This window comes from Methyloversatilis discipulorum (assembly GCF_000527135.1).
Taxonomy (GTDB): domain Bacteria; phylum Pseudomonadota; class Gammaproteobacteria; order Burkholderiales; family Rhodocyclaceae; genus Methyloversatilis; species Methyloversatilis discipulorum.
The window spans coordinates 1,361,899-1,376,125 of the sequence record NZ_AZUP01000001.1; the positions used below are offsets into that span (position 1 = coordinate 1,361,899).

A 14,227-nucleotide genomic window follows, 5' to 3' on the forward strand; every position below is an offset into this window, starting at 1 on the left:
CCTGCGTTACGCCTGCGGGCGGTCGCAGGTCGCGGACCGTTCTGACCGGGGGATCACCACATGAAGAGAATCGTCTTGATCGCGTCATTGCTGCTCGGCGTCGCGGGCGGCACGCCGGCGCTGGCCGCGCCCATCGTTGTAAGCACGCTGTCGTCGTGGGACGGCAGCAGCAGTATCGGCGACTTCGGTTCCTCCGGCTTTTCCGGCTGGGGGCAGTTTCTGGTGGCGCCGACCGGCAGCAACCGAATGCTCGACTTCACCTTCCTGCTCAGCGACGCGCTCAAGGGCAGCAATACGAATGCGATACCGGTCACCTTCACGGCACATCTGGTGCAGTACAACCCCTTCACGCGCTATGTCGTCGGGCCGCTGCTCTATTCGAGCGCACCGGTCACGGTGCCGCTGACCAGCGGCCTGGATTTCGACACCTACACCTTCGACATCGATGCCGAGGTGACGGCCGGCAACACCTACATGATGTTCCTGTTCGCGAACAACTATGAACTGCGCATTCCGGACGATTCGCGCCTGCGCCTCGCCACCGCGAATACGGATCTGGGCGGCGGCGCCTATAACATCCCTTGGGATGCCGACAGCGATCTCGACGGGCTGCTGTCGGGTCAGTGGCGATTCACGGCCGGGCAGGATCTCGCCTTCGCGGCGACCTTCGACTTTCGGCCGGTCAACGAAGTACCCGAACCTCCCGCCTTGCTCCTGACGGCCGGCGCTGCGCTGGCCGTGCTGCGGGCGACGCGCCGCCGGGACGGCGCCGTGCGCCATCGCCTCAATTGAGGAAAGTCCGGCTAATGCGCGTCAGGTCAAGTTCGCCGCGCTGCAGCCGGTGGGTGGCGGTGTCGATATCGTTCACCACCCAGGTTTCGCGACCACGGGCGATCAGGTAAATCACCAGCACATCGCGTGCACCGGCGTCAGGCGGCGCCGGCACATCGACCAGCTCGCCGAGCCGCATCATGCGGCTCAGGCCGATTGCGTCGACGTCCGGGCGCGCGGCATTGGCCTGCACGAAGCGTTGCAGCGTGGCCTGATCGAGGCCGGCCAGATCGACCAGCGCGGCGTCGTCGATGCGGTCCGCGGCCGCCATGCGCATCAACAGCCCGGTCGGGCGCAGCGGACCGCCACAGGCGAGCATGGCGTCGGCATGGTCTTGCGCGGCATTCAGCACGGCGCGGAAATACGCATGTTCCCATGGCGGCATGGTCATCTCCTCCGGCCCTCGCTCCGTTGCGAGCGCCCCTTCTGACGCTAGACCGCCTCCGGCGTCTTGTCACGACGCGCCGCGATGACGACCGCCGCCGTCACCCGAATACCGGCAGCGGCGCGAAGCGGCCCTTCAGCACCTTGTCGGCCGCGCCCAGCTTGAGCCAGCCATCGATGGCGCTGGCGTACACCGAACGGAAGTCGGTGGTGTGGACGAGGTTGTCGCCCGCGTCCAGCGCGCCGAGGTCGGACGGCGTGCCGTAGTGGCCGCCCTTCACCTGTTTGCCGGCGAAGAACATGACGTTGGCGGTGCCGTGGTCGGTGCCGAGACTGGTGTTCTCCGGTACCCGGCGACCGAACTCGGAAAAGATGAGCAGGCTCACGCGGTCGGCCTGGCCCAGGCGTTCCATGTCGCGCAGGAAGCCGCTGATCGCATCCGACGTATAGGTAAGCAGGCGCTGGTGCAGGTCGGCCTGCTGCACATGGGTGTCGAAGGCATTGTTGCGGTAGCCGGCGTAGTACAGGCGCGTCGGCAGGCCGGCGGCGATGCAGGCGGCCACCTTGGGCAGACCCAGCGGCGCGATGCCGTAATCCTGATTGGTCGAGTACTTCGACCACGCCTCGCGCACTGCCAGCGACGATTCGCGCGCGCTGACCGCGACCTGTTCCAGGAAGCGACGCGACGGGTTGTCGGTACTCGCAACGTTCACGTCGTCGAGCAGCGCGCGCGTCGGGTGCAGCGCACTGCGCATGAAACGCTCCGGCTCGTCGAACACCACCGGCGTATGGATGCGGCTGCGCACCGCCAGCGACTGCGTGGCGTCGATGTTGAGCAGATAGTTGGGCACCGGCGCCGGCGACATGGTGTCGGCCAGCCGGCCGACCCAGCCGTAGTCGTCGCCGCTGTTCGGCGCGGCGGTGTGCAGGTAGGCCATCGAGGTGAAGTGCGAGAACGACGGGTTGTCGTAGCCGCAGCCATGCACGATGGCGAGCTGGCCGTCCTTCCACAGCCGCTCGAAGCCGGCCATGCCGGGGTTCAGGCCGAAGCGCTCGTCGAGCTTGCGCAGCTTGTCCGGGCGGATGCCGATGTTGGGCCGCAGCCGGTAGTAGCGGTCGTCGGCGTAGGGCACGACGGTGTTCAGGCCGTCGTTGCCGCCGGACATTTCGAAGACGACGAGGATGCGGTCCTCCGCTTCGGCGGCGGCAGCCGCGCGCGCGATGGTGCCGAATACGCCGGGCACCATGAGCCCGGCGGAGGCCTTGAGGATGCTGCGGCGCTTGTGATCGATGTTCATATGCGTTCTCCAGCGGAGCGGCAGGGCACCCGCCCTGCCCTCGCCTCAACCCAGTTGATATTCCGGACGGCTCAGCAGCACGTGCAGCAGCAGGCGCAGCGGATCTTCGGCGTAGCTGGCGGCGGCCGGCAGGTCGCGCGTACCCAGCTCCTTTTCGAGGAAGGCGGCGAGCTTGTCCCGCGTGGAGCCGTCGAGCTGCACCGACAGGAAGCGGCCTTCCAGATAGGTGACGACCTCTTCCGGCGTGCGACAGCCGGCCTTCAGCACCATGCCGGTCAGATCCAGCCGCGCCACCGTGCGCGGGATGGGCTTCACCCGCTCGACCGCCATCTGCCAGCCGCGGTAGCTGCCGTAACGGGTGTTGAAATCCTCGTCGCGGTCGCCGTTCATGCTCGACATCGCCATCATGTCGACGCCGCCATCGGCGCCGCCGGGCTTGGTGGCGGTGCTCAGATCGAGGCCGCTGCGTACGCGCTCGTGGATGTTGCGGATTTCGTAGCCCGCCTGCGCGCCGGGGTAGCGGTCGCCGGGGATGTAGTTGATGTCGGGCAGCGCGACGTCGAGCGCGAAATTGCCGCGCTCCAGCAGCAGCCCCGGCGTGATCCAGCTGCGGCCCTGCGCCCAGCCGGCCACGGTCGGCGGGTGCATCAGGCGCTGGCCCAGCGCGGTGGTGGTTTCGTTGAAGTCAGGCACGCCCGGCACTTCGGTCAGGCCCAGCTTGCGGTAGGTGGACACCACCAGTTCGACCGGCCCCTTGATGCGCGTCGCCACCGATTCCGGCGCATGGAAATCGCGCGACATGAACAGCATTTCGAGGAAGGCGGCGACGTCGTAATTGACCGCCTTCAACCGCCGGCCCAGTTCTTCCGCCAGCGCCGGGTCGACGTCCTCGCGTACGAAGTGGCGATACAGCTTGCTGGCGAGATAGCGCGGCGTGGCCGGCTGGTCGAGGATGATGTCGATCACCTGCACGCCGTCGTAGTTGCCGCGCCGGCCCAGCACATCCTTCGGCCCGCCGTCGTGCTTGGCGGTGTCGATGTGGAAGGCGACGCCCTGGTAGTTCCAGCCGGTGAAAGCGCGCGCCGCCTCGCGGATGTCGTGCTCGCTGTAGTGGCCGACGCCCATCGTGAACAGCTCCATGATTTCGCGCGCGAAGTTCTCGTTCGGCGCGCCCTTCACGTTCACTGCGGCATCGAGGAAGGACAGCATGGCCGGGTCCTGCGCGACGCCTATCATCAGCGTGCGGAAGTCGCCCAGACCCTTCTGCTGGAACAGTTCGAGCTGGTTCAGCATCTTGCGGTAGTCACGCACCTTGTCTTCGTTGGTGGCGAAATGGCCGTGCCAGAACAGCGCCATCCTCTCCTGCAGCGGACGCGGCGACGTGAGCATGCGGTTCGCCCACCAGTAGGCAACGCGGTCGGTTTCGAGCTTGCTGGCGCGCAACCAGTAGAAGAACTTGTTCACCACCGGCTGCATGCGGCGGTTGCCGCCGGCCTTCACGGCGACGCCCAGCGCTTCGCCGCTGTCGCGCGCGAGGTCGGTGGTGGCCGGACGGCTGGCGGGAAAGGGGTCCAGCCCCGCCTCGAATACGCCCGAGTGATCGAAGGGCGGCAGCTCGGCCGCGGGCGCGCCCTCGAAATACACCAGACGCCGCACGGCCTGTGTCGGCGTCAGCCGGGCGAAGGCGTCGACCTCGGCCGGCGTGCCGCCGAAGCCGGCGCGTTCGAGCAGGTGTGCGGCGCGGGCGCGGTTCCAGTCGGCCGCGGCAATCGGGGCCAGGTCGCCGGCCCACGGCGAAGCCGCGAACGTGACTGCGCTGAACACTGCACCGGCGAAAGCCAGCGCAACAGGAGCGATACGGACCATGAGGGCACATCCGGGATGAACAGGCGTGCAGCGTAGAGCCGCCGGGCACGGTCGCTCCAGTGCAAATCACCCTCCGCCCGCTAGGGATTTTCTGGAGTCACGCGGGCGACGGCTCGACCGGCCCGCGATTGACGGTCGACACACATCGGGTAGAAAATAAGAACGCTTATCATTAACTAACAACCGGCGCGCCGGTTCCTCCCCGCCCAGGAAGCATTCGTGTCCGCCGCCGATCCCGTCGCCGACCTCTACTCGAACCACCACGGCTGGCTGCATGCTTGGCTGCGCCGCAAGCTCGGCTGCACGCACCGCGCCGCCGATCTGGCGCACGACACCTTCGTGCGCATCATCAAGGCCGGCAGCCTGCGGGAGCTGCGCGAGCCGCGCGCCTACCTGACGACGGTGGCGCACGGACTGATGGTCAATCACTTCCGTCGGCAGGAGATCGAGCGCGCCTACCTCGAAACGCTGGCGCTGCAGCCCGAACCGCTGGCGCCGAGCCCGGAAGAACGCGCGCTGATACTGGAAACGCTGGAACAGATCGACGCCCTGCTCGACGGCCTGCCGCCGAAGGCGCGCACCGCCTTCCTGCTGTCCCAGCTCGAGGGCCTGGGCTATGCCGAAATCGCACAGCGGCTCGGCGTGTCGCTCAGCATGGTGAAGAAGTACATGCTGCAGGGCATCACGCACTGCATGCGCGCGGAGCTCGTATGAACGATCGAGTCGCAGCGCACGAACCCGACCCAGACGTCCTTGCCGCAGCGGCCGAATGGTTCGTGCTGCTCGCCTCGGGCGAAGCATCGGAGGCGGACCGCGCCCGCTGGCAAGCCTGGCGCGCCGCCGACGCACGCCACGAAGCCGGCTGGCGCCGGACCGAAGCGGCGACCGCGCTGTTCGGCCGCATTCCGGAGCAGCATCTGCAGGTGTCGGCCAACACCCTGGCGCGCCGCCCCGCGCTCAGCCGCGGCCGGCGCCGCGCGCTGGGCGGCATCGCCGGCCTGTTTGTCGCCGCCTTCATCGGGCGGGAAGGCTGGCTGCGCAGCGACCTGTCGGCGGACGCACGCACGGCCGTCGGCGAACGGCGCGACATCGTGCTGGCCGACGGCAGCCGGCTGCAGATGGACACGGACACCGCGCTCGACATCGATTTCAGCGCTCACGCACGTCTGATCCGCCTGCGCCGTGGCCGCGTGCTGATCGCCACCGCGCATGGTGCGCAGGCTTTGCCGCCCTTCTTCGTACAGACCGCCGAGGGCCGCGTACAGGCGCTGGGCACGCGCTTCACCGTCTGGCAACGCGACGGACTGACCGAGGTCGCCGTGCTGGAAGCCCGTGTCGCCCTGCATGCCGAGGCGGCGCGCGGCGACCCGCCGGTTCTGTCCGCCGGCCAGCACGCGCGCTTCGACCGCGGCGGCGTGATAGACCGGCGCACGACACGGGTCGGCGACAGCGCGTGGACGCAGGGCATGCTGATCGCCGACGCGATGCCGCTGGAGGCCTTCGTCGCCGAACTGGCGCGCTACCGCAGCACACCGCTGGTGCTGGCGCCCGGACTGCGCGCGCTGCGCATTTCCGGCACCTATCCGCTGGCCGACACCGACCGCGCGCTGGCGGCGCTGTGCGCGACGCTGCCGGTGCGCCTGCAGGCGCTGCGCAGCGGCGACCCGGCGAGCGGCCGGATAGTTGTGGCCGCCGACTGATACGGACAGGCGCTGTACTCGCTGTACTTTTTCCGCGCTCGATTGGCATGGAAGGAGAACACCCCTTTCAAACCCTTTCGAGGACTGTCTTCCGTGTCCACTTCACGCCGCCGTCTCTGCCGCCCCGCTCGCCGCCCGCTCCCGCTGGCGCTCGCTCTGTTCGTCGGCAGCCTGCATGTCGCCGGCGGCCTGCTGCCGTCCGCCGCCATGGCCCAGGCCAGCGCCGCGACCTTCCGTTTCGACATCCCGGCCGGCCCGCTGGCGGCCGCGCTCAACCAGGCGGGTGCTACGGCCGGCGTGCTGCTGAGCTTCGATCCCGCATTGGTGGCCGATCTGCGTACCGCCGGCCTGCAGGGCAGTCATGGCTTCGAAGACGCCCTGCGCCGCCTGCTGCAGGGCACCGGGCTGGCCCCGGCAGCGCGCGGCGACGGCAGCTACACGCTGCGCAAGCTGCCGGCCACGACGAACGCGGCCGAGGTGCCGACGCTGCCCATGGTCAAGGTGACCGCCGACCTCGATGACCGGGCCGAATCAGCCACCGGCCGGGTCGAAGGCTATCTGGCCCGGCGTGCGGTTTCGGCGACGAAAACCGATACGTCCTTGCTGGAAACACCGCGCTCGGTCACCGTGGTGACCGCCGACCAGATCGCCGACCGCGGTGCGTTGAACGTGGAACAGGCGGTCGCCTACACGGCCGGCGTGCAGGTCGCCGCCTGGGGCAACGACCCGCGCTTCGACCAGATCACCGTGCGCGGCTTCGATGTGACGACCACCGCCGACTACCGCGACGGCCTGCGCCAGGCCAATACCGGCTGGCTGTCCTACTTCCGCACCGAACCCTACGGCCTCGAGCGGCTGGAACTGCTGAAGGGGCCGAATTCGGTACTGTTCGGCCAGATCAGCCCGGGCGGCCTGATCAACCGGGTGAGCAAGCGCCCGACGCGCGAAACGCTGCGCGAAGTCGAAGTCCGCTACGGCAGCGACGACCACTACCAGGCACAGGGCGACTTCGGCGGCGCACTGACCGACAACGGCGAATGGACCTACCGCCTGACCGCACTGGCGCGCGACAGCGAATCGGACACGGTCGGCGTCAATGACGACAGCCTGTACTTCGCGCCGGCGCTGACCTGGCAGCCGTCGGACCGCACACGCATCACGCTGCTCGGCCACGCGCAGCACTTCGAGACCGCCGGTTCGCCGCGCCCCTTCCAGCTGCCGTCCGGCGAACTGAGCAAGGTGTGGGCGGGTGACGTGGATTTCGACGGTCTCAAGCAGACGCAGTACGTGGCCGGCTACGAAGCCGAACACCGCTTCGACGATGTGTTCACGCTGCGCCAGAACCTGCGTTACGGCCATGTCGACACCGACAACCAGTACACCAGCGGCACGCTGGACGCCGACGGCGACACCATCCAGCGCAGCACCTTCGGCGTGTACGAAAACATGCACAACTTCAGCGTGGACACGGCCCTTCAGTCGCGCTTCTCGACCGGTCCGCTGCAGCACACGCTGATCACCGGCGTCGACCATGCCGATCTCGACGGCGACATCCGCTACCTGTCCGGCGCAGCGCCATCGATCAGCCTGAGCAATCCAGATCACCACCAGACGATCGCCCGGCCGACCACGCTGCTGGTGCACCAGGACGTCAGCGGCACGCAGACCGGCGTCTATGCGATGGACCAGGTGCGCTGGGGCGACTGGCGCCTGTCCGCCGGTTTGCGCCGCGACCGGGCCGAGCAGACGCAGAAGGACCTGATCGCCGGCACGTCGAGCGGCCAGACCGACAAGGCGACGACCGGCAGCATCGGCCTGCTCTACATGCTGACGCCCGACCTCGCACCCTACGTGAGCTACGCCACCTCGTTCTCGCCGCAGTTCGGCACGAACATACTTGGTGATGCGTTCCGGCCGACCGAGGGCAAGCAGGTCGAGGGCGGCATCAAGTACCAGCCGGCCGGCCGCAGCATGCTGCTGACCGCCAGCGTGTTCCACCTCGTGCAGCAGAACGCGCTGACGCGCGACCCGGACAACATCAACAACCAGATCCAGACCGGCGAGACGCGCAGCCGCGGCATCGAGCTCGAAGCGAACGCGCGTCTGTTCAAGCGGCTTGAGCTGATCGGCGCCTACACGCTGCAGGACGTCGAGGTGACCCGCTCCAACGACGGCAACCAAGGCAAGCGACCGGTCGGCATTCCGCGCCAGATGGCGTCGCTGTGGGGCAAGTATTCCTTCATCGGCGGCCTCGACGTCGGCGTGGGTGCACGCTGGATAGGCGAAACCTATTCCGACGGCCAGAACACCGGCACCAACAGCGGCTACACGCTGATCGATGCCCGCGTCGGCTATGACCTCGGCAGCCTGCTGCGCGGCGCCACCGTCGCGGTGCGCGCCAACAACCTGACCGACAAGGAATACCTGATGTGCCACGACGGCTACTGCTACCGCGGCCGTGGCCGCTTCGTCATGGCCAGTCTCAACTACCGCTGGTAAGCGGCGTGCGGGCGGCCTGCCGCCCGCTGCCCGCACACGCACATGCGCACCTTCCTCACCCTGCTGCACCGCTGGTTCGGCCTCGCAGCCGCCGTCTTCCTGTTCGTGTCGGGGCTGACCGGCGCCGTCATTTCCTGGGATCACGAGCTGGACGAGTGGCTCAATCCGCAGTTCTTCGACGCCCCGGCCACCGACACACCCGTCCCCGCGCTCGAACTGGCGCGCCGCATCGAAGCCGCCGACCCGCGGCTGCGCGTGAACTACCTGCCGCTGGCTGCCGAACCCGGTCACACCCAGCAGATCTGGGTCGAACCGCGCGTTGATCCGGCGACCGCCAGGCGCTACGAACCCGGCTTCAACCAGCTGGCGGTCGCCCCGGGTAGCGGCGCCATCCAGAGCCGCCGCATGTGGGGCGACATTTCGCTGAGCCGCGAAAACCTGCTGCCCTTCCTCTACAAGCTGCATTACTCGATGCACATCCCGGACGGCTGGGGCATCGAGCTGGGCATGTGGTTCATGGGGCTGATCGCCATCGGCTGGACGGTGGACTGCCTGATCGCGCTCTACATCAGCTTTCCGAAGGCGTCGCCGTGGCGCAAATCCTTCGCCTTCCGCTGGCGCCAGGGCGGCTACCGGCTCAATTTTGACCTGCACCGCTCGGGCGGCGTCTGGCTGTGGCTACTCGTGCTGCTGCTGGCCGTCACTTCGGTATCGATGAATCTGCGCAGCCAGGTCGTCGCACCGCTGACCGGCATGCTGTCGACGCTGAGTCCCAACCCCTTCGACAGCATGACGCCGCGGCCACGCGACCAGCCGATCGAACCGACGCTGGATCGCGCAGCGGTGCTCGAACTGGCGCGCGCCGAAGCGGCACGTCGTGGCTGGACGGCGCCGGCCGGGGCGATCTTCTACGCCGACGGCTACGGTCTGTACGGCGTCGGCTTCTTCGCCCCCGGCGACGACCACGGCACCGGCGGACTGGGCGTGCCCTGGCTCTACCTCGACGGTCACAGCGGAGCGCTTGCCGGCGAGGTCGTGCCGGGTGAAGGCAGCGCCGGCGACATCTTCCTGCAGGCGCAATTTCCGCTGCATTCCGGCCGCATCATCGGCCTGCCCGGCCGCATCCTGATTTCCCTGATGGGTCTGGCGGTCGCCACGCTGTCGGTCACCGGCCTCGTCATCTGGTGGCGGAAGCGGCAGGCGCGCGCGGCGAAGCGCTGACGATGGCGCCATGACACGCGGCGACGGACGGTTCATTTTCTTGACATGATCGGTGCGGCATAACTAGCTTTCAGTCATGGCGCAGTGCCAACCGCCACCGGAGCGGCACCGGCCCGCCCAGACAGGAGACCGATCATGTCCGTCCGCCCCCGCTGGCTCGCCGCCGCCGCCGTCATCAGCCTGCTGGTCTCCACGCCCGTCCGGGCCGACGCACTGCTGCTCAACCTGTCATTCACCGAAGCCGCCGCCTATGCCTTCGATTCCAGCCTCGGCGCCGCGGCTGCGATCGACGACCGCGATCCGTGGTCGGCGCAGGCCGAGGTGGGCGTGTCGTCGGCGCGCTTCGACTTCGGCAGCGGACTTGGCCAGCTCTACACGACCGGCCCGGCGGGCAACGGCATCCGTGGCGGGCAGGCATCGGTCGGCTTCTTCTTCAGCGTCGTCAATCCGGGCGAGGTGCCAATCACCTTCGCCGCGCGGTCGATTGAGGTCGACGTCGACGCCGTGCTTTCGCATTCGGTCGGCAGCGGCATTTCAGGTGTGCAACGCACAGTCGGCGGTTTCTTCAAGGTCAGCGGCACGGCGGGCAGTGGCGGACAGAGCCTGTTCAGCCAGACCTATTTCGAATCGCCCCTGAGCGCCGGCGGCAACCTGCTGCCGGGCGCCAGCACGACCGGCGACGCGCTGCTCGACGTCACGATGAACGAGGTCGGCGGCATCGACTACCGCATGTCCTTCGGCGAACTGACCATCGCCCCCGGCGGCCGTGCGGACTTCGAGTTCGAGTTCGCCGGATCGGTCAGCGTCGACGACGGCTCGCTCGCCACGATCGACGCCACCTCGACCGTCAGCCTGCGCATGACCTTGCCGGATGGCGTCACGCTCACTTCTGCACAACCGATAGCCTGGGTCAGTGCCGTACCGGAGCCTTCTGCCGCCGTGCTGCTCGCGGGCGGCATGTCCCTGGTCGCTGTCGCTCTGCGTCGCCGGACGATCAGGCGGTAGGGGCGGCACACTGCGCGCCGGCAACGGAGCCCCGCTGCACTCGCAAGTATCGACCGGAGGAAGCGGACGCATGCAGATCGAACTGGTTCTTGCCCTGATCTCGGCCGCGGTCGCGCTGGCGTCCGCCGCCATTGCACTGTGGGGCCAGGTCAGGACCACCCGGCTGGCGGCGGATCTCGAGGGCCTGCGTGTCACCGAACAACGCCGCTTCGATGCCGAACGGGCAACCGCCCGCTACCGCGAGCCGCTTGCGCGAGCGGCCTACGATCTGCAAAGCAGGCTGTACAACATCCTGCAGCAGAACCTTCTGGCGGTGCATCTTGAACGCGGCGACGAGCGTGAGCGCGCCTACGTCATCGACAACACCGCATTCCTGATCGCCCAGTACTTCGCCTGGACGGAAATCGTCCGCCGCGACATCCAGTACATCGATCTCGGGCAGGACGAGGCAACACGGCGACTGGCGAAGATCCAGGACGACCTTACCGGCACCTTCCAGACCGACCGACATTCGCGCCTGTTCCGCGTCTTCGCCGGCGAGCAGCGGGCGATAGGCGAGCGCATGATTGTCGAGGACGCCCGCGGGCCATCGTGCGTCGGCTACGCCACCTTCCTCGACCGGCTGGCTGTCGGCCACGACCCCTTGGTCGAGAATCTGCGCACGGACGTGCGCGCGCTGGGCGCCGATCCGGCCGCAGCCCGCCCACGGCTGGTCGCGTTGCAGAACGCACTCGTGGACGTGCTCGATTTCCTCGATCCCCAGAGCATCCGTTTTCCGCGCGAGCGCCGCAGCAAGGTAACGACTGTGCAGGGCCTCGTCGGCGCACAATCGCGCACATGAACCCGCTGGCAGCCGATCCGCTCGACCGCTTCGTCCAGGCCCAGGCGCGCGACTACGCGCAGGCGCTGCAGGAACTGCGTGAAGGCCGCAAGCGCACGCACTGGATCTGGTACGTGCTGCCGCAACTGCGCGCCCTCGGCCGCAGCCAGATGGCGCGCGAATACGGCATCGCCGACCGCGCAGAAGCGACCGCCTACATCGCGCACCCGTTGCTGGGCAGGCGTCTGCTCGAATGCGTCGAAGCGGTGCTCGGCCATGCGGGGCAGCGCCCCGAAGACATCCTCGACGCGGTCGATGCACTGAAATTCCGCTCCTGCCTGACCCTGTTTGCCGAAGTGGCGCCAGACCAGCCCTGCTTCCGCGCCGCGCTCGCGGCGTTCTACGACGGACAGCCGGACGGCGAAACGCTGCGGCTGCTTGGCCAGCGCGGCAGCTGAGCACACCCGGCGATGCGATTCCGCCGCTTCGTTCTGCTGACACTGACCCTCGTACTGCACGGTTGCGTCGCACTGAGCCGCGGTATCGTGCCGGTCGACGGTGCCGACCTGGCGGACACCGGCGCAGTGCGCCTGGACATCGATACCGACCACCCCGTGCTGCTGCGCGCGGTCGACGAGAATCCGCTGCCGGGCGTGCAGGTGTCCAGCCGCGCCCGCGCCTTCAGCTATGTGCTGCATCCCGGCGAACGCGTGCTGTGGCTGAGCGATGTGCCCTACGGTTTTCCCTTCTTTCCGCAGCATCTGAAGTGCTACGTGATGCAGGCGAACCTCGCCGCCGGCGCCCGCTACCTGCTGCAATTGGACGGCGCGACAGGGCGCCCGGTGCTGATCGACGCGATGCAGCACGACACGGTCGCCGAAGGGGTGCTGGTAGATGAGCCGCTGATCTACGAGCGCGGCTGCCGCTGGCAGTGAGCGCGCCGCACTTGCGCGCCGTGGCCGATGACCGCACGCTTGTCGCACGACCATCGTCCGCCGCAGCCATGTCCCGACACACCGCCGAAATCCTCTGGACCCGCGGGGACCAGCCCTTCATCGACAAGCGCTACAGCCGGCGCCACTTGATCCGTTTCGACGGCGGTGTCGAGGTGGCGGGGTCGTCGTCGCCGCATGTGGTGCCGCTGCCGTATTCCGCCGAGGACGCGGTCGATCCGGAAGAGGCGTTCGTCGCCGCGCTGGCGTCCTGCCACATGCTCACCTTCCTGCAGCTGGCGGCGCTCAAGCGGCTGGTCGTGGATCGTTACGAGGATGCGGCCGAGGGCGAACTGGCACGCAAGGCCGACGGCCGGATGTACGTGGCGACGGTCACGCTGCGCTCGGCGGTCCGCTTCGCCGGCCCGGACATTCCGACGACGTCCGAGCTGACGGCGCTGCACCACGCGGCGCACGAGCAGTGCTTCATCGCCAACTCGGTGCTGACCGAGGTGCGCTGCGAACCTCGCCAGTCAGCGGACTGAAGTGGCCGCTTCAGCGGCCGCCCAGACGCTTGCCGAAGGAAATCGCGTAAGCCGGCGAGCGCATCTTCAGGATCGGATCATCGCCCGCCCGTATCCCCTCGCTGAGCACGTTCGGGTCGAAGTTCAGACCGGTGCAGGCATCGCCGCCGACGGCAGTGACCGTCAGTGTGCCGGCCACCAGTTCGGTGCGACCTTCCGGCCAGGCCCTTGACGGGTCGGACTCGCTGTCGCCGGGCTGAGCGAGGGTGACGATCCAGTCGAACAGGACCGGACCGCGAGCCACCCGCTCGGCCAGCCGGGCGGCGAGGAAATCGCGCGGGGCGGCGCCGCGCTCGTCGTCGGTGAGGCCGCGCACGCCGTCGCGCGGCTGAAGGCGCCAGCGCACCGCGCGCTCACCCTCTGCCGTCGCGAAATGGAAGGTATGCAGTCCGAAGTACTGCGCGCTGGCATAGCTCCAGGGCGGCGGGTTCTGCTGCAGCCAGCGGAACTGCGCCAGCGTGTCCGGATGCGCAGCGCGGTAGGCGGCCACCCTGTCGGGATCGGGCCGGCCGTCCGGGCCGGGCAGCGAGGCGCGCAGCAGGCCGAGGAAACTCTCGGGCGTCGCAGCGCCGAACACCGGTGTGTTCAGCGTGGCGATGTTGTGCACTCGGCCGTCGTCGAGTTCGAACTGTGCGGCCAGCCCGCGTGGCGAACGTGCGTTGTCGGCGACCGCTGGGTCGCCTCCGGCCATCGAGAAGCGGATCTGCGCGGGCCAGCGCGTACCCGAGAACAGCGGTGCCCTGAACATCCGGGCGGCGTCGGCGCTGCCGGTGAAGCTGCCGACCGCACAGACACCCTTGGCGTGGCCCTTGCGCTCGCCCCGGTGCTCGCCGAACAGACCCTGGAATACCTCGATGAAATCTCCAGCCTGCGCCGGCCGGTCCTCGGCCCGCGCAGGCGTGAGTGCGGCAAGGGCGAGAATGACGAGGATGCGCCGATACATGAATGACTCTCCAGACTGCGGCGACTGGAACGCGCCGCGACGCGGGACAGACCACAGACGCCGCAAGCGGTTCGCCGGGCAGCGCCCACCGACATCTCGCGTCCGGCTGATGCAGGTCAACTGTCAGCCGGAGAGCCCCCCGAT

General features: G+C 68.4%; 14 protein-coding genes. 10 read left to right on the forward strand and 4 right to left on the reverse strand.

The window, feature by feature from the left end:
• The first annotated feature begins 60 nt into the window (after positions 1-60).
• A complete protein-coding gene (locus METFAM1_RS0106205; protein WP_024300518.1) occupies positions 61-792 on the forward strand; it encodes a hypothetical protein in 732 nt (243 codons plus the stop codon).
• On the opposite strand, the gene METFAM1_RS0106210 is transcribed toward METFAM1_RS0106205, so the two are convergent.
• The 3 genes from METFAM1_RS0106210 to METFAM1_RS0106220 form a co-directional block, all read right to left on the reverse strand.
• Entirely contained in the window at positions 785-1,216 is a 432-nt protein-coding gene (locus tag METFAM1_RS0106210; RefSeq protein WP_024300519.1) for a hypothetical protein, read from the reverse strand. The two genes, METFAM1_RS0106205 and METFAM1_RS0106210, sit on opposite strands and share 8 nt — an antisense overlap.
• A 100-nt stretch (positions 1,217-1,316) precedes the next feature.
• Positions 1,317-2,513: a DUF1501 domain-containing protein gene (locus METFAM1_RS0106215; protein WP_019918740.1), complete on the reverse strand. Its 1,197-nt coding sequence runs from the start codon at positions 2,511-2,513 to the stop codon at positions 1,317-1,319.
• A gap of 45 nt (positions 2,514-2,558) precedes the next feature.
• Positions 2,559-4,379 carry a DUF1800 domain-containing protein gene (locus METFAM1_RS0106220; protein ID WP_019918741.1) on the reverse strand — a complete coding sequence of 607 codons (1,821 nt, stop codon included), beginning with the start codon at positions 4,377-4,379 and terminating at the stop codon, positions 2,559-2,561.
• Positions 4,380-4,598: 219 nt separating this feature from the next.
• Here METFAM1_RS0106220 and METFAM1_RS0106225 point away from each other — a divergent pair, with 219 nt between their 5' ends.
• From METFAM1_RS0106225 to METFAM1_RS0106265, 9 genes are all read left to right on the forward strand, one after another.
• Positions 4,599-5,093 carry a sigma-70 family RNA polymerase sigma factor gene (locus METFAM1_RS0106225; RefSeq protein ID WP_019918742.1) on the forward strand — a complete coding sequence of 165 codons (495 nt, stop codon included), beginning with the start codon at positions 4,599-4,601 and terminating at the stop codon, positions 5,091-5,093.
• Complete coding sequence (locus tag METFAM1_RS0106230) at positions 5,090-6,079, forward strand: FecR domain-containing protein (RefSeq protein ID WP_019918743.1); 990 nt, start codon at positions 5,090-5,092, stop codon at positions 6,077-6,079. The genes METFAM1_RS0106225 and METFAM1_RS0106230 overlap by 4 nt, the downstream gene beginning before the upstream one ends.
• 93 nt (positions 6,080-6,172) lie before the next feature.
• The gene (locus tag METFAM1_RS0106235; RefSeq protein ID WP_019918744.1) at positions 6,173-8,578 is read left to right on the forward strand and encodes a TonB-dependent siderophore receptor; all 2,406 of its coding nucleotides are present in this window, start codon (positions 6,173-6,175) and stop codon (positions 8,576-8,578) included.
• A 42-nt stretch (positions 8,579-8,620) separates the two neighbouring features.
• On the forward strand, positions 8,621-9,799 hold the full coding sequence (locus tag METFAM1_RS0106240) for a PepSY-associated TM helix domain-containing protein (protein WP_019918745.1): 1,179 nt from the start codon (positions 8,621-8,623) through the stop codon (positions 9,797-9,799).
• 135 nt (positions 9,800-9,934) lie between these two features.
• Positions 9,935-10,804, forward strand: a complete 870-nt coding sequence (locus METFAM1_RS0106245) for a PEP-CTERM sorting domain-containing protein (RefSeq protein ID WP_019918746.1) — start codon at positions 9,935-9,937, stop codon at positions 10,802-10,804.
• A 70-nt stretch (positions 10,805-10,874) separates the two neighbouring features.
• A complete protein-coding gene (locus tag METFAM1_RS0106250) occupies positions 10,875-11,645 on the forward strand; it encodes a hypothetical protein (protein WP_019918747.1) in 771 nt (256 codons plus the stop codon).
• Positions 11,642-12,082, forward strand: a complete 441-nt coding sequence (locus METFAM1_RS0106255) for a DUF1810 domain-containing protein (protein ID WP_019918748.1) — start codon at positions 11,642-11,644, stop codon at positions 12,080-12,082. Before METFAM1_RS0106250 ends, METFAM1_RS0106255 begins: the two co-directional genes overlap by 4 nt.
• 12 nt (positions 12,083-12,094) lie before the next feature.
• Entirely contained in the window at positions 12,095-12,559 is a 465-nt protein-coding gene (locus METFAM1_RS0106260) for a hypothetical protein (RefSeq protein ID WP_019918749.1), read from the forward strand.
• Positions 12,560-12,627: 68 nt separating this feature from the next.
• A complete protein-coding gene (locus METFAM1_RS0106265) occupies positions 12,628-13,101 on the forward strand; it encodes an OsmC family protein (protein WP_019918750.1) in 474 nt (157 codons plus the stop codon).
• A gap of 10 nt (positions 13,102-13,111) precedes the next feature.
• Here METFAM1_RS0106265 and METFAM1_RS0106270 read toward each other — a convergent pair whose 3' ends face one another.
• Positions 13,112-14,083 (reverse strand): catalase family peroxidase, encoded by a 972-nt coding sequence (locus tag METFAM1_RS0106270; RefSeq protein ID WP_019918751.1) that lies wholly within the window; start codon positions 14,081-14,083, stop codon positions 13,112-13,114.
• Between the last annotated feature and the right edge of the window lie 144 nt (positions 14,084-14,227).

What these genes read in the sequence shown, in the direction of transcription:
- METFAM1_RS0106205 (WP_024300518.1), top strand. Translation starts at nt 61, where the DNA reads ATGAAGAGAATCGTCTTGATCGCGTCATTGCTGCTCGGCGTCGCGGGC.
- METFAM1_RS0106210 (WP_024300519.1), bottom strand. Translation starts at nt 1,216, where the DNA reads ATGCCGCCATGGGAACATGCGTATTTCCGCGCCGTGCTGAATGCCGCG.
- METFAM1_RS0106215 (WP_019918740.1), bottom strand. Translation starts at nt 2,513, where the DNA reads ATGAACATCGATCACAAGCGCCGCAGCATCCTCAAGGCCTCCGCCGGG.
- METFAM1_RS0106220 (WP_019918741.1), bottom strand. Translation starts at nt 4,379, where the DNA reads ATGGTCCGTATCGCTCCTGTTGCGCTGGCTTTCGCCGGTGCAGTGTTC.
- METFAM1_RS0106230 (WP_019918743.1), top strand. Translation starts at nt 5,090, where the DNA reads ATGAACGATCGAGTCGCAGCGCACGAACCCGACCCAGACGTCCTTGCC.
- METFAM1_RS0106240 (WP_019918745.1), top strand. Translation starts at nt 8,621, where the DNA reads ATGCGCACCTTCCTCACCCTGCTGCACCGCTGGTTCGGCCTCGCAGCC.
- METFAM1_RS0106245 (WP_019918746.1), top strand. Translation starts at nt 9,935, where the DNA reads ATGTCCGTCCGCCCCCGCTGGCTCGCCGCCGCCGCCGTCATCAGCCTG.
- METFAM1_RS0106250 (WP_019918747.1), top strand. Translation starts at nt 10,875, where the DNA reads ATGCAGATCGAACTGGTTCTTGCCCTGATCTCGGCCGCGGTCGCGCTG.
- METFAM1_RS0106255 (WP_019918748.1), top strand. Translation starts at nt 11,642, where the DNA reads ATGAACCCGCTGGCAGCCGATCCGCTCGACCGCTTCGTCCAGGCCCAG.
- METFAM1_RS0106260 (WP_019918749.1), top strand. Translation starts at nt 12,095, where the DNA reads ATGCGATTCCGCCGCTTCGTTCTGCTGACACTGACCCTCGTACTGCAC.
- METFAM1_RS0106265 (WP_019918750.1), top strand. Translation starts at nt 12,628, where the DNA reads ATGTCCCGACACACCGCCGAAATCCTCTGGACCCGCGGGGACCAGCCC.
- METFAM1_RS0106270 (WP_019918751.1), bottom strand. Translation starts at nt 14,083, where the DNA reads ATGTATCGGCGCATCCTCGTCATTCTCGCCCTTGCCGCACTCACGCCT.